The organism is Bradyrhizobium sp. LTSP849 (assembly GCF_000938255.1).
In the GTDB taxonomy this organism is placed as follows: Bacteria; Pseudomonadota; Alphaproteobacteria; order Rhizobiales; family Xanthobacteraceae; genus Bradyrhizobium.
The window spans coordinates 88390-101617 of record NZ_JYMR01000050.1; the positions used below are offsets into that span (position 1 = coordinate 88390).

General features: G+C 61.4%; 14 protein-coding genes. All 14 read left to right on the forward strand.

Going from position 1 to position 13228, the window contains the following annotated elements; all coding sequences use genetic code 11:
• Positions 1-37: 37 nt before the first annotated feature.
• Positions 38-457 carry a hypothetical protein gene (locus UB31_RS41710; RefSeq protein WP_063775645.1) on the forward strand — a complete coding sequence of 140 codons (420 nt, stop codon included), beginning with the start codon at positions 38-40 and terminating at the stop codon, positions 455-457.
• Between the two features lie 58 nt (positions 458-515).
• Entirely contained in the window at positions 516-1214 is a 699-nt protein-coding gene (locus UB31_RS28040) for a YkgJ family cysteine cluster protein (RefSeq protein ID WP_045013306.1), read from the forward strand.
• Between the two features lie 230 nt (positions 1215-1444).
• Entirely contained in the window at positions 1445-3436 is a 1992-nt protein-coding gene (locus UB31_RS28045; protein ID WP_045013204.1) for a conjugal transfer protein TraG, read from the forward strand.
• Positions 3437-3445: 9 nt separating this feature from the next.
• A complete protein-coding gene (locus tag UB31_RS28050; RefSeq protein WP_045013205.1) occupies positions 3446-3886 on the forward strand; it encodes a CopG family transcriptional regulator in 441 nt (146 codons plus the stop codon).
• A 188-nt stretch (positions 3887-4074) separates the two neighbouring features.
• Complete coding sequence (trbB, locus tag UB31_RS28055) at positions 4075-4995, forward strand: P-type conjugative transfer ATPase TrbB (RefSeq protein WP_045013206.1); 921 nt, start codon at positions 4075-4077, stop codon at positions 4993-4995.
• Positions 4996-5057: 62 nt separating this feature from the next.
• Entirely contained in the window at positions 5058-5321 is a 264-nt protein-coding gene (locus UB31_RS28060; RefSeq protein ID WP_502691289.1) for a TrbC/VirB2 family type IV secretion system protein, read from the forward strand.
• Positions 5321-5590, forward strand: a complete 270-nt coding sequence (locus tag UB31_RS28065; RefSeq protein WP_045013208.1) for a VirB3 family type IV secretion system protein — start codon at positions 5321-5323, stop codon at positions 5588-5590. Before UB31_RS28060 ends, UB31_RS28065 begins: the two co-directional genes overlap by 1 nt.
• Positions 5591-5593: 3 nt before the next feature.
• Positions 5594-8035: a conjugal transfer protein TrbE gene (gene trbE / locus UB31_RS28070; protein WP_045013209.1), complete on the forward strand. Its 2442-nt coding sequence runs from the start codon at positions 5594-5596 to the stop codon at positions 8033-8035.
• The gene (trbJ, locus tag UB31_RS28075) at positions 8032-8763 is read left to right on the forward strand and encodes a P-type conjugative transfer protein TrbJ (RefSeq protein WP_045013210.1); all 732 of its coding nucleotides are present in this window, start codon (positions 8032-8034) and stop codon (positions 8761-8763) included. Before trbE ends, trbJ begins: the two co-directional genes overlap by 4 nt.
• Positions 8763-9134: a putative entry exclusion protein TrbK-alt gene (trbK-alt, locus tag UB31_RS28080; RefSeq protein WP_050044853.1), complete on the forward strand. Its 372-nt coding sequence runs from the start codon at positions 8763-8765 to the stop codon at positions 9132-9134. The genes trbJ and trbK-alt overlap by 1 nt, the downstream gene beginning before the upstream one ends.
• Complete coding sequence (gene trbL, locus UB31_RS28085) at positions 9134-10321, forward strand: P-type conjugative transfer protein TrbL (protein ID WP_045013211.1); 1188 nt, start codon at positions 9134-9136, stop codon at positions 10319-10321. The genes trbK-alt and trbL overlap by 1 nt, the downstream gene beginning before the upstream one ends.
• Positions 10321-11004: a conjugal transfer protein TrbF gene (gene trbF, locus UB31_RS28090; protein ID WP_045013212.1), complete on the forward strand. Its 684-nt coding sequence runs from the start codon at positions 10321-10323 to the stop codon at positions 11002-11004. Before trbL ends, trbF begins: the two co-directional genes overlap by 1 nt.
• Positions 11001-11999, forward strand: coding sequence for a P-type conjugative transfer protein TrbG (trbG, locus tag UB31_RS28095; RefSeq protein ID WP_045013213.1), 999 nt, complete (start codon positions 11001-11003; stop codon positions 11997-11999). The genes trbF and trbG overlap by 4 nt, the downstream gene beginning before the upstream one ends.
• Positions 12000-12061: 62 nt before the next feature.
• Entirely contained in the window at positions 12062-13219 is a 1158-nt protein-coding gene (locus tag UB31_RS28100; RefSeq protein ID WP_082078652.1) for a TraB/TrbI/VirB10 family type IV secretion system protein, read from the forward strand.
• The last annotated feature ends 9 nt before the right edge of the window (positions 13220-13228 follow it).

Below are 13228 nucleotides of genomic sequence, written 5' to 3' on the forward strand. Positions count from 1 at the left end.
GCGCCCATGTCGGGGCGATCAACCAGAGGAGACAACGATGACCAATGGCGACGACAATCCGAACCGAACTAGCGTGTCCCGCCGCACCACCCTTACGCTTGCGGCGGGCGTTGCCGCCCTCGGCGTTGCGCTTGGCATGCGCTCCAATGCCTTTGGCCAGGGCAAGGGAAAGATGGAAGCAAAGGGAGAAGGCAAGGGAGAAGGCAAGGGAGAAGGCAAGGGAGAAGGCAAGGGAGAAGGCAAAGGTGAGGGCAAGGGCGAAGGAAAAGGCGAAGGGAAAGGTGAAGGCAAGGAAAGCCGTCGGGAAGGCAAGGCCGGCCGCATCAGGGTCGACGTCGATAGCGAAGGTACAACGTCTGTGGACGTTAAATGCGCGGAGGATGAGCCGATGCGCGCCTGCGCCGATCTGACCAAGGAGATTGTCGACAAGATCAGGGCTCTCCCGGTGAAGCAATAAAGCAATAATACGTCTTGCGCGGGGTCCGTTGTCCCGCATGCCGCCAGGAGGCGACATCATGGCCTACGGTGATCTGGTTTCCCGCGTCGACTTCGACATGAATCGTGACAGTCCGTTCTCCTACGCCTGTCACGCCTGCAATCGGTGCTGCCGCAACAAGGCAATCCGCGTCAACCCTTACGAGATCCTGCGTCTCGCGCGGTATCTCGGCATCACGACGACGCAGTTTATCGAAAACCACACCGAAGCAGGCGGCACAGTCCTGCGGCCGAAAGAAAACGGCGATTGCGGCTTCCTCGGCGAGCGGGGCTGTGGCGTGCATCCCGATCGGCCGCTGGCCTGCCGCCTTTATCCCTTGGCGCGATGGGTCACGCCGGATGGGAATGAATCGTTCGGACATCTGACGCCGCATCCCAGGACCGAAGGCGTTTATGGCCGATCAGGAACGGTGCAAGACTATCTGGAGCACCAGCAACTCGGGCCGTTCTTCGAAATTAGCGAGCGATACGGCAAGCTGTATCAGAAAATGGTAGACATGCTCGAAAAACTCGATCCTGAAGAGCTGGATCGACGGTCAGACCGGCGTGCGGCAATCGACGAACTGCCGCCGGGAAAGCTAGCGTCTATGTGGGTGGATATCGACGCATCCGTTGCGGACGCTGGCGGGATAAGAGGCCTCGGACAAGAGACTATCGAACAAGAACTAGATGGTCACATCAGGAGAATCGAGGCGTGGCTGATTTCTATAGAAGAATAAATTAGTGCACTGGTCTGCTTTTGGCACTTTTCGGAAGTGCGCAATGTCCGACTTGAGTCCGGCATGCGCACCAAAGCAGACGTCCGCCGGCTGCTCGAGCTTATGATGGTTCACGCCCTAACCTTGGTCACCGCAACCGTCCGAATTGTACGCCACTGCAGCACGACGCACGTCTTTTGAGTTTCCACTCTTGTCTATCGCGGGTGGCAGCACTTGATCCCAGGCTAGCCATGTCCGCGACCAAGATCCTTTGGGGTCAGATCATTGTTGTCTTTGCAATCGTGCTCGTCACCATGTGGGCGGCGACGCAATGGGTGGCTTGGAAACTTGGCTACCAACCACAACTCGGACAGCCATGGTTCGAACTCGTGCCGGGCGTACCAGTCTACCTCCCGCCGGCTTTCTTCTGGTGGTGGTACGCCTACGACGCCTACGCGCCCCAAGTCTTCGTCGAGGGCGCCTATATCGCCGCTTCCGGCGGCTTTATCTCAGCCGCAGCCGCCATCGGAATGTCGGTTTGGCGGGCACGCGAGGCGAAGATCGCTGCCACCTACGGCTCGGCTCGCTGGGCGTCTCCAATCGAGATTCGTGCCGCCGGTCTCGCCGCGCCAGACGGTGTCGTACTCGGCAAGTTCGAGCGCGACTACCTGCGTCACGATGGACCGGAACATGTGCTTTGCTTCGCGCCGACCCGGTCCGGCAAGGGTGTTGGCTTGGTGGTGCCGACCTTGTTGACATGGCCAGGCAGTTGCATTGTTCACGACATCAAGGGCGAGAACTGGGGTTTGACGTCGGGCTTTCGTGCCCGGCATGGCCGTGTGCTGCTGTTCGATCCGACAAATACCAAGTCGGCAGCGTACAATCCGTTACTTGAGGTTCGTCGCGGCGAATGGGAGGTGCGCGATGTCCAAAACGTCGCCGATGTCCTGGTTGATCCGGAGGGATCGCTCGAACGTCGCAACCATTGGGAGAAAACCAGTCACGCCTTGCTGGTCGGCGCCATTCTCCACGTCCTCTATGCCGAACCGGACAAGACGCTAGCGGGTGTTGCCGGCTTTCTCTCCGATCCGAAACGGCCGATCGAGACCACACTTCGGGCCATGATGACGACGGCGCATCTTGGCGAGGTCGGGCCGCACCCAGTTATCGCCTCGGCCGCGCGGGAACTTCTCAACAAGAGCGAGAATGAGCGATCCGGCGTGCTTTCAACCGCGATGTCCTTCCTCGGACTCTATCGCGATCCCGTCGTGGCGAAGGTAACCCACCACTGCGACTGGTGCATTCGCGATCTGGTCGAAGGTGACCGACCTGCGACCCTTTACCTGGTCGTGCCTCCATCCGACATCAGCCGGACCAAACCACTCGTGCGTCTGATCCTCAATCAGATCGGTCGGCGTCTGACGGAAGATCTGCACGCGAAGGGACGTCGCCATCGGTTGCTGCTGATGCTCGACGAGTTTCCGGCGCTCGGCCGGCTCGATTTCTTCGAGTCGGCGCTGGCGTTTATGGCCGGATATGGCCTCAAGAGCTTCCTGATTGCTCAGTCGTTGAACCAGATCGAAAAGGCGTACGGGCCAAACAATGCCATCCTCGACAACTGTCACGTGCGCGTGTCCTTTGCGACAAATGACGAGCGCACCGCCAAGCGCGTCTCGGACGCGCTGGGAACTGCGACCGAGATGCGAGCGATGAAGAATTATGCCGGCCACAGGCTCAGCCCCTGGCTCGGCCACTTGATGGTCTCACGACAGGAGACGGCGCGACCTCTGCTGACGCCCGGCGAAGTGATGCAACTCCCACCCGACGATGAACTGGTGTTGGTCTCAGGCGTCCCCCCGATCCGTGCCAAGAAGGCGCGTTATTTCGAAGATCCGAGATTGACCGAACGTGTGCTGGCGCCGCCTGCCGCGACGAAGCAAGCCGGTACTCGCTCGGTCGACGATTGGAGCTTGTTGCCGGTTCCCGTTGTTAGTGCTGGCCGGGAAGTCAGCTCCTCGGTCGAGACACAGATCGATGATCCCGCGAATGGTGGCATCCGCCGGGAGCCGGAGCTCCCTCAACACGAGGAAATCGTCCCGGAGCAAGCGAAGCCGGCGCCTGAATTCGCCTTCGGAGAGGATGATCCTGACGATGATGTCTTGCGCGCTCGCGCGCTTCGTCAGCAGGCTCGTGGGTTGGCGCGACAGGCAGCGCTTGACCCCGGCGATGGAATGGAGCTCTGAGGCCGGCAAATGCGAACCAAGCATACCTTTCGCTTGCCACCGGATCTCGCTCGACAACTCGCCGATTACGCCGATCGCAAGCGCGTGCCGCAGGCGCTGGTGGTTGAAACGGCGCTCTCCTCGTATCTGTCGCCGGACAATTCAGAGCGGATGGAGGCGGCGCTCGGCCGCAGGCTTGATCGCTTGACGCGACAGGTCGAACGTCTGGAACGACACGTCACGATCTCGAACGAAGCATTAGCGCTCTTTGTGCGCTTCTGGCTCTCGGTCACGCCACCGTTGCCCGATACGGCGCAGCCGGCCGCCCAGGCCAAGGGCCGCGAGCGTTATGAGGGCTTTGTCGAGGCGCTCGGGCGACGGCTGGCCAAGGGCCAAAGCCTGGCTCAGGAAATATCGCAAGAGCTGATTCCTATGGAAGGCGCCTCAGACCGAACAGATAGTTCCTCTTAGGCGATACCGCCGTTCCCCTGCCTTTCTACGCCAGAGCACTACGCCCGATCTGATCTTGTTGCGCGATCACACTTCCTGCCTCTTCTACTCATCCCCGACATCACGACCGCACCTCGCGGTCGCCACGCTGGGGGGCACAAGTGGCAATCCATCATCTCAATCAAGAAGCAACCTCGCGTGGCGCGCGCATGCTGCGCACAGCACTTGGTCCAGCCATTGCGCTGTTCCTGGAAGATCCTGAGGTCGTCGAGGTCATGCTTAATCCCGACGGTCGGCTCTGGATCGATCGGTTGGCGGGTGGTCTCGTGGATACCGGCGAACGTTTGTCGCCAAATGATGGCGAGCGCATCGTGCGTCTCGTGGCGCACCATGTTGGTGCCGAGGTGCACCCGGGTTCACCGCGCGTTTCGGCTGAGTTACCCGAAACCGGCGAGCGGTTTGAGGGCTTGCTCCCACCGGTCGTGGCGGCGCCGGCCTTCGCAATCCGCAAACCCGCGGTCGCGGTCTTCACCCTCGATAACTATGTCGCCGCCGGCATCATGCGTGCGGGCCAGGCCGAAGCATTGCGCACAGCCGTTGCCGATCGCCGCAATATCCTGGTGGCCGGCGGCACCTCGACCGGCAAGACCACACTCACCAATGCGCTGCTGGCGGAGGTCGCAAAGACCACCGATCGGGTCGTACTGATCGAGGACACCCGTGAGCTCCAATGCAAGGCCCCGAACCTTGTTGCGCTGCGCACCAAGGACGGCGTCGTCTCACTTTCCGATCTGGTCCGCTCAGCGCTGCGGTTGCGGCCGGATCGCATTCCGATCGGCGAAGTGCGCGGTGCGGAAGCACTCGATCTGCTGAAGGCCTGGGGCACCGGGCATCCAGGTGGCGTCGGCACCATCCATGCGGGCTCTGCACTGGGCGCGCTCCGCAGGATGGAGCAACTGATTCAGGAAGCGGTCGTCACCGTACCCCGCGCGCTCATCGCCGAGACCATTCAATTCATCGCCGTACTGGCCGGCCGCGGTTCCAACCGTCGTCTCGCCGAACTCGCCCGCGTCGAGGGGCTTGGACCGAATAGCGACTACGTCCTTCACGCTGCCGGAGATCAACCATGACCCAAGAACTTCGTCGTATCTATCGCTGTGCCGCAACGGCGGTAATCACCTGCACCATCGCTATGGCGTCAATTCCTGCCTGGGCGGCCGGTTCGAACATGCCGTGGGAGCAGCCCCTCAATCAAATCCTGCAATCGGTCGAAGGTCCGGTCGCCAAGATCATGGCTGTGATCATCATCATCGTCACCGGCCTCTCATTGGCCTTTGGCGATACGTCGGGCGGTTTCCGGCGGCTGATCCAGATCGTGTTCGGTCTGTCGATCGCATTCGCGGCGAGCTCCTTCTTCCTGTCGTTCTTCTCCTTCGGTGGCGGAGTGCTGGTGTGATGGAAGGCTCCGAACCGATCCTTGGCTACAGCGTACCGGTGCATCGCGCCCTGACCGAACCGATCCTGCTTGGCGGCGCGCCGCGTGCGGTCGCCATCCTCAATGGCACGCTGGCGGCAGCACTCGGTCTCGGTCTGCGGCTGTGGATCGCTGGAATCCTGTTGGGAGTGATGGGGCAGGCCGCGGCGGTGTGGGCCGCGAAGCGAGATCCACAATTTGTCGACGTGGTGCGCCGGCACCTTCGCATCGCCGGTCATTTGGGGATTTGAACGATGATGAACCTCGCAGAATACCGCCGCTCGACCACGCAGCTGGCAGATTTCCTGCCCTGGGCCGCACTGGTCGATGAAGGGGTCGTCCTCAATAAGGACGGCTCGTTCCAACGCACCGCTAAGTTTCGCGGGCCGGATCTGGATTCCGCGGTGCCGGCCGAACTGGTCGGCGTCGCCGGCCGCTTGAACAACGCGTTCCGACGGCTCGGTTCGGGCTGGGCGGTTTTCGTCGAAGCGCAGCGTCATGCCGCCGGCCGGTACCCCGAGGGTCAATTTCCGGATGTGGCATCGGCGCTGGTTGACCTGGAACGCCGTGAAGAATTCGAGGAGGAGGGCGCCCACTACGAGTCGAGCTATTTTTTGACCTTCCTTTATCTCCCGCCACCCGAAGATGCCGCCCGGGCCGAGCGCTTTCTTTACGAAGGACGCGATCGTCAAGAAGGCGCGGATGCCCGCGAGGTTTTGCGCGGCTTTATCGATCGCACCGACCGCGTTCTCCAACTCGTCGAGGGCTTCATGCCCGAGATCCGGTGGCTCGATGACACGCAAACGCTGACCTACCTGCATTCAACCGTCTCGACCAACCGCCAGCGCGTTCGCGTGCCCGAGATCCCGATGTATCTCGATGCATTGCTGGCGGACCAGCCGCTGACTGGAGGTCTTGAGCCGTCGCTCGGTGATAAGCATCTGCGTGTTCTCACCCTCGTCGGGTTCCCGACCGCCACGACGCCGGGGATTCTGGACGAACTCAATCGGCTGGCCTTCGCCTATCGGTGGTCGACCCGGGCGATCATGCTCGACAAGACCGACGCGACCAGGCTGCTCGTCAAGATCAGGCGGCAGTGGTTTGCCAAGCGCAAATCGATCGCCGCGATCCTCAAGGAGGTGATGACCAACGAGGCCTCCGCGCTCGTCGACACCGATGCCCATAACAAAGCCATGGACGCCGATGCGGCCCTGCAGGAGCTCGGATCAGACGCGATCGGGCAGGCGTTCGTCACAGCGACCGTGACGGTATGGGATGTTGACCCTCGGGTTGCCGACGAAAAGCTCCGTTTGGTTGAGAAAGTCATCCAGGGGCGTGACTTCACCTGCATGGCGGAAAGCGTCAACGCCGTGGAAGCCTGGCTCGGGTCGCTTCCGGGACACGCCTACGCCAACGTGCGCCAACCCCCGGTCTCGACACTGAATCTTGCCCACATGATCCCGCTGTCGGCGGTTTGGGCCGGGCCTGTGCGTGACGAGCATTTCGATGCACCGCCTCTGTTATTCGGCAAGACCGAGGGTTCAACACCGTTCCGATTCTCGCTGCATGTCGGCGATGTCGGACATACGCTGGTGGTGGGTCCTACCGGCGCGGGCAAATCGGTACTGTTAGCGCTGATGGCGATGCAATTCCGGCGTTATGCGGGTGCCCAAGTATTTGCGTTCGACTTCGGTGGCTCGATCCGTGCGGCCGCGCTCGCGATGAATGGCGATTGGCACGATCTCGGTGGCGCATTGTCTGACGATGCGAGCGAGCCGGTTGCGCTCCAGCCCCTGGCGTTGATCGACGATGCGGCGGAACGCGGCTGGGCAGCGGAGTGGATCGCAAACATCCTCGAGCGGGAAAAGATCAGCATCACGCCGGAAGCAAAAGATCATCTCTGGTCTGCGCTGTCATCACTTGCTTCTGCACCAATCGCCGAGCGCACGCTGACCGGTCTATCGGTCTTGCTGCAATCACAGGGACTGAAGCGGGCGCTACAACCTTATTGCTTGGGTGGCCCCTACGGCCGCCTGCTCGATGCCGAGGCCGAACGGTTGGGCGAGGCCGAAGTCCAGGCGTTCGAAACCGAGGGCCTGATTGGGACCGCTGCAGCGCCCGCGGTTCTCGCCTATCTCTTCCATCGGATTGAGGGACGCCTCGATGGCCGGCCGACCATGTTGATCATCGACGAAGGCTGGCTTGCGCTCGATGATAAAGGCTTCGCTGGACAGCTCCGTGAATGGCTGAAGACGCTGCGCAAGAAGAATGCGGCGGTCATTTTTGCCACGCAATCTCTGTCGGACATCGACGGTTCGGCCATCGCTCCCGCCATCATCGAAAGCTGCCCGACGCGCCTGTTCCTGCCGAATGAGCGGGCGATCGAGCCGCAGATTACCGCAATCTACCGCCGCTTCGGCTTGAACGACCGTCAGATCGAGATCCTCGCCCGGGCAACGCCGAAGCGCGATTACTACTGCCAGTCGCGGCGCGGCAACCGGTTGTTCGAGCTCGGTCTCGGCAAGGTCGCGCTGGCCTTTACCGCCGCCTCATCCAAATCGGATCAGGCCGCGATCGAAAAGGTCCTCGCCGAACATGGCCGCGACAGTTTCGTTGCGGGCTGGCTTGCTCACCGCGGCGTCGGGTGGGCTGCCGAAATCATCCCAAATCTCTCGGCTGGAGGATCATTGTCATGAGGATCCGTCATCTTGTGATGGCGTCGGCTATCGCGCTCTCGATCGTCTCAGTGGGTAAGCCGTCTTCGGCGCAGGTCGTGGTGTTCGATCCCAGCAACTATGCGCAGAACGTGCTGACGGCCGCTCGCGCGTTGCAGCACATCAATAATCAGATCACGTCGCTGCAGAATCAGGCGCAGTCCCTGATCAACCAGGCGAGGAACCTCGCCAACCTACCGTTCTCGTCATTGCAACAGCTTCAGCAATCAATCCAGCGCACCCAACAGCTTCTGAACCAGGCGCAGCGGATCGCGTACGACGTCGGGCAGATCAACAACGCGTTTTCCACGACTTACGCGCCGGCATCGGCGTCCCTCTCCAACCAGACGCTGATATCAAACGCGCAGTCGCGCTGGCAGACGTCAGTCGCCGCGCTTCAGGACGCACTCAAGGTTCAAGCCGGTGTTGTCGGAAATCTCGACACCAATCGTACCCAGATGTCGGCGCTGGTGACGTCGAGTCAATCGGCCACCGGCGCCCTCCAGGCAACGCAGGCTGGCAATCAGCTCGTCGCGCTGCAGGCCCAGCAACTCGCTGACCTCACTGCGGCTGTTGCAGCTCAAGGGCGGGCGCAGAGTCTGGAAGCCGCCCAGCGTACCACCGCGCAGGATCAGGGCAGGGAACAGCTCCGCCGCTTCCTCATACCTGGCGTCGGCTATCAGCCCACCACTATTCAGATGTTCCACTAATGATGTCGCACCTCACACCTCGTCAGTTCGTGCGGATCGCAGCCGTCGGCTTTGTCGTGCTGATCGTCGCGTTAACGATCGTGCGGAGCCGGCATGGCGAACAGGCCGTCGTTCTTGCACCACCTGAGCACGGCGACGCGGAGACGCTCGTCGAAGAACTCGCCCGCTGCCGAACGATCACATCCGATGAAACCGCCGCGATCGAGGCCTGCCGGCGGACGTGGGCCGAGAACCGTCGTCAATTCTTTGGGTCGGCGACATCTCCGCAGTCGCCGGCCGCCCCGGTCCTGAAGGCGCCCGCCGCGCCCGTGAAGAACCAGGACCGGGTCGTGCCACGCGAAGCCGGACCTCAGCAGGGTGAGGCACACTGATGGGCGGCACCGGCGTTATCGATAACTTTCTCTCGGTTTTCACCAATTATATCGATTCTGGATTCGGGTTGCTCAGCGGTGAGGTGGCATTCCTCGCCACAACGCTTGCGGCGATCGACATCACTCTCGCGGCCATATTCTGGAGCTGGGCTCCGGATGAGGACATCATTGCGCGGCTGGCGAAGAAGACGCTGTTCGTCGGCGTGTTCGCTTACCTGATCGGCAACTGGAACAATCTAGCCCGCATTGTCTTCGAGAGTTTTGCCGGGCTTGGTCTCAAGGCGTCCGGTACCGGCATGTCTACCTCGGATTTCCTGAGCCCTGGTCGTGTCGCACAAGTAGGCATCGACGCCGGACGTCCGATCCTCGATTCGATCTCCGGCTTGATGGGATACATCAGCTTTTTCGAGAACTTCGTGCAGATCGTGGTGCTGCTGTTCGCCTGGATCGCCGTGCTTTTGGCCTTCTTCATCCTGGCGATCCAGCTCTTCGTGACCCTCATCGAGTTCAAGCTGACGACATTGGCGGGATTCGTGCTGATCCCGTTCGGCCTGTTCGGCAAGACGGCGTTCGCCGCCGAACGTGTGCTCGGCAACGTGATCTCGTCGGGTGTCAAAGTTCTGGTGCTCGCCGTCATCGTCGGTATCGGCTCGACTTTATTCTCTCAGTTTACAACGGGATTCGGGGGCAATCAGCCGACCATCGAAAGTGCCATGTCCATGGTGCTGGCAGCGCTTTCTCTGTTGGGCCTCGGCATTTTCGGCCCCGGTATCGCCAACGGCATCGTCTCCGGAGGTCCGCAACTCGGCGCTGGCGCCGCAATTGGTACGGGCGTCGCTGCGGGTGGCGTGGTTGCCGCGGGCGTGGCTGGTGCCGGGCTCGCTGCGGGAGCAGCAGGCGGAGCACTGGCTGGTGCTAGCAGAGGCAGTGCGTCAGTTGTCGCTGCAGCTTCAAATACCGCGAGCCCTCTCCCTCGTACTGCAGGAGCAATGTCGAGTGCGGTTACGCAAGGGCAGGGTGCAGCCTCCAAGGGGTCACCTTCTGCCAGCGGGCCGCCACCGTGGGCAACGCGCATGAAGCGCGCGCAGACCATGAGCCATGGCGCCTCCGCGGCAACCCATTCCGTTCGCTCCGGCGATCATGCGGGTGGCGGCTCGTCCGTCGATCTCTCCGAAGGTGAAAGCTGATGTTCAAACGTCCATCCATTCGCTACGGGCGTATGCCTGAACCCGAAACTCCTTATCAGAAGGCGGCACAAGTCTGGGATGAGCGCATCGGCTCGGCCCGCGTTCAGGCCAAGAACTGGCGATTAATGGCGTTTGGTTGTCTGATGCTATCCGGCGGTCTGGCGTCAGGTCTCGTTTGGCAATCCCTTCGCGGCACGGTGACGCCCTGGGTAGTTCAGGTCGATCACCTCGGTCAGGCCCAGGCTGTGGCGCCGGCCGACGGCAGCTATCAGCCGACCGATCCGGAGATCGCGTTCCACCTGGCGCGCTTTATCGAGGACGTACGCGGATTGCCAGCCGACGGCATCGTGCTGCGCCAGGACTGGCTGCGGGCCTATGACTTTACCACGGACCGCGGCGCCGCTGCCCTCAACGATTATGCGCGCACCAACGATCCCTTTGCCAACCTGGGTAAGCTGCAGATCTCCATCGAGGTCGCCAGCGTCATCCGCGCTTCACCGATCTCGTTCCGCGTCGCATGGATCCAACGCTCTTACGAGAACGGTAGCTTGAACGCGACCGAGCGCTGGACCGCGATCCTTACCGTCGTGATCGATACGCCGCGAGATGCCGATCGTCTGCGCAAGAATCCTCTTGGGGTCTACGTCAACGCCATCAACTGGTCGAAGGAGCTGGGGCAATGAGATCATCTTCCATTCGCAAAACCGCATTGCCGGTTCTGCTGTTTTCAGTTTCCGCGCTTGCCGGCTGCGCTGTTCCGTTAAAACCCCCACCGCAGATCTCCTACGACGACGCAGAGCCGGCCGTGCTATCAGCCGATCCGCCCAAGCCGGTCGAGGTCGTCGAATTACCAAAGCTGCTGCCGCTTCCTGGCCAGCTCAAGCCGCTGCATGGCGCGCCTTCGAAGCCAGAATCTGGCGATCCGCGCAAACGTGTCGAAAAGGCCAACGCCGCAGCCCGGGTGCAGCCGACCCGTAATGGCTACATCAACGCAGTGCAGGTCTATCCCTTCTCGCCGGGCGCGCTCTATCAGGTTTATGCGGCGCCAGGGCAAGTGACTGATGTCGCCTTGCAGGAGGGCGAGCAACTGGTCGGGTCCGGCCCGGTTGCGGCCGGGGATACGGTGCGCTGGATCATCGGCGACACCGAGAGTGGGGCAGGTCCGACCAAGCGCATTCACATCCTGGTCAAACCGACGCGACCTGACCTCGTCTCCAATCTCGTGATCAATACCGACCGGCGTACCTATCTTCTCGAGATTCGCTCTGCAGAGAAGACCTACATGGCGTCGGTATCTTGGCAATATGCGCAGGACCAACTGATCGCGCTGCGCCGTCAGAACGCGAGTGCTGAGGCCGCAACACCCATTGTTGAGGGCGTCGATATCTCGCGACTGCGGTTCCGCTACGCGATTGAAGGCGACAACCCACCCTGGCGTCCGGTCTCTGCTTTCGACGACGGATCCAAGGTCTACATCGAGATGCCGAGCGGGATTGCACAGGGAGAGGCGCCGCCATTGTTCGTCATCGGGCCGGAGGGGGATGGTCAGCTCGTCAATTATCGCGTGAGGCAGAACTATTACATTGTGGACCGACTGTTCGCCGCGGCTGAACTCCGCATGGGAGGTGAACATCAGCAGACCGTCCGCATTAGCCGCACCGACGGGAGGCTGCGGTGAGTCTGGAGCCGGAACACGACATTCGACCGGGACGTGACAACGAGCCAGACCGGGCGGCATCGATGCGTTTGCGCGCGGAGCGCCCCCGCGTCACCAGGCTCTCCCGAAAAGTCCTAGCTGGAGGGGCTGCGATCGGATCGCTTGCGATCTGCGGGGCCGTACTTTGGGCGCTGCAGAACCATCGGTCGCGCACATCCGCGCCGTCAGAGCTGTACACCACCGATCATCACAATGTGGCTGACGGACTGAGCGGCCTCCCGCGAGACTATGCCGGTGTGCCCCGCCAGGCCCCGCCGCTTGGACCCGCGCTACCCGGCGATCTTGGTCGTCCAATGCTGAACGCGCAAAATGCGCCTTCGGGGGCGATCCCTTCGGTTGATGGGGAGCAACAGCGCATAGGGCAGGAGATCGAGGCCGCGCGTCTGAGCAAGTTGTTTGCCTCCACCAGCATTCGCGAACTGGCCTCCTTGACCGGTCAGGTGGCATCAGTTGGTGCTGCGGCGGCCACGTCGAGCCAATCAACCCAACCAGCTCAATCCGCAGCAGACGAGACATTCACGCAGAACGGCCAGGATCGCAAACTTGCCTTCGTCAATGCTTCCGTCGACCGGCGTACTACAAGCCCGGACAGGATTGTGGCACCGGCTTCATCTTACGTGGTGCAGGCTGGTAATATTATTCCGGCGTCGTTGATTACCGGGATTCGCTCAGATCTCCCCGGGCAAATCACGGCACAAGTGACGGAGAGCATTTTTGACAGCCCGACCGGGCGCTTCCTTCTCATACCCCAGGGGACCCGATTGATCGGCGTCTATGATAGCCAGGTTTCGTTTGGTCAGTCACGTGTGCTGCTGGTCTGGACCCGTCTGATCATGCCTAACGGTCGTTCAATTGTGCTGGAGCGTCAACCGGGCGCTGATACGGCAGGCTATTCCGGACTCGAGGATGATGTCGACAATCACTGGGGCGCATTGTTCAAGGCTGCACTGCTGTCCACGTTGCTTGGCGTTGGTAGTGAACTTGGAGCGGGTTCTGATACTGGCAACAATGGCGACATCATCCAGGCGCTCCGCCGCGGATCGAGCGACAGCTTAAACCAGACCGGACAAAAAGTCGTTCAGCGCAATCTCAACATTCAGCCGACGCTGACGATCAGGCCTGGTTTCCCGGTGCGTGTGATTGTCAATCGTGACCTCGTGCTCGAGCCTTACAAAGGGTAAGGACATAAA

Coding starts and splice junctions, on each gene's coding strand:
- trbE (WP_045013209.1), top strand. CDS start 5,594: ATGATGAACCTCGCAGAATACCGCCGCTCGACCACGCAGCTGGCAGAT.
- trbL (WP_045013211.1), top strand. CDS start 9,134: ATGGGCGGCACCGGCGTTATCGATAACTTTCTCTCGGTTTTCACCAAT.
- UB31_RS28100 (WP_082078652.1), top strand. CDS start 12,062: ATGCGTTTGCGCGCGGAGCGCCCCCGCGTCACCAGGCTCTCCCGAAAA.
- UB31_RS28060 (WP_502691289.1), top strand. CDS start 5,058: ATGGCGTCAATTCCTGCCTGGGCGGCCGGTTCGAACATGCCGTGGGAG.
- trbJ (WP_045013210.1), top strand. CDS start 8,032: ATGAGGATCCGTCATCTTGTGATGGCGTCGGCTATCGCGCTCTCGATC.
- UB31_RS28065 (WP_045013208.1), top strand. CDS start 5,321: ATGGAAGGCTCCGAACCGATCCTTGGCTACAGCGTACCGGTGCATCGC.
- UB31_RS28040 (WP_045013306.1), top strand. CDS start 516: ATGGCCTACGGTGATCTGGTTTCCCGCGTCGACTTCGACATGAATCGT.
- trbB (WP_045013206.1), top strand. CDS start 4,075: ATGCTGCGCACAGCACTTGGTCCAGCCATTGCGCTGTTCCTGGAAGAT.
- trbK-alt (WP_050044853.1), top strand. CDS start 8,763: ATGATGTCGCACCTCACACCTCGTCAGTTCGTGCGGATCGCAGCCGTC.
- UB31_RS28050 (WP_045013205.1), top strand. CDS start 3,446: ATGCGAACCAAGCATACCTTTCGCTTGCCACCGGATCTCGCTCGACAA.
- trbG (WP_045013213.1), top strand. CDS start 11,001: ATGAGATCATCTTCCATTCGCAAAACCGCATTGCCGGTTCTGCTGTTT.
- trbF (WP_045013212.1), top strand. CDS start 10,321: ATGTTCAAACGTCCATCCATTCGCTACGGGCGTATGCCTGAACCCGAA.
- UB31_RS28045 (WP_045013204.1), top strand. CDS start 1,445: ATGTCCGCGACCAAGATCCTTTGGGGTCAGATCATTGTTGTCTTTGCA.
- UB31_RS41710 (WP_063775645.1), top strand. CDS start 38: ATGACCAATGGCGACGACAATCCGAACCGAACTAGCGTGTCCCGCCGC.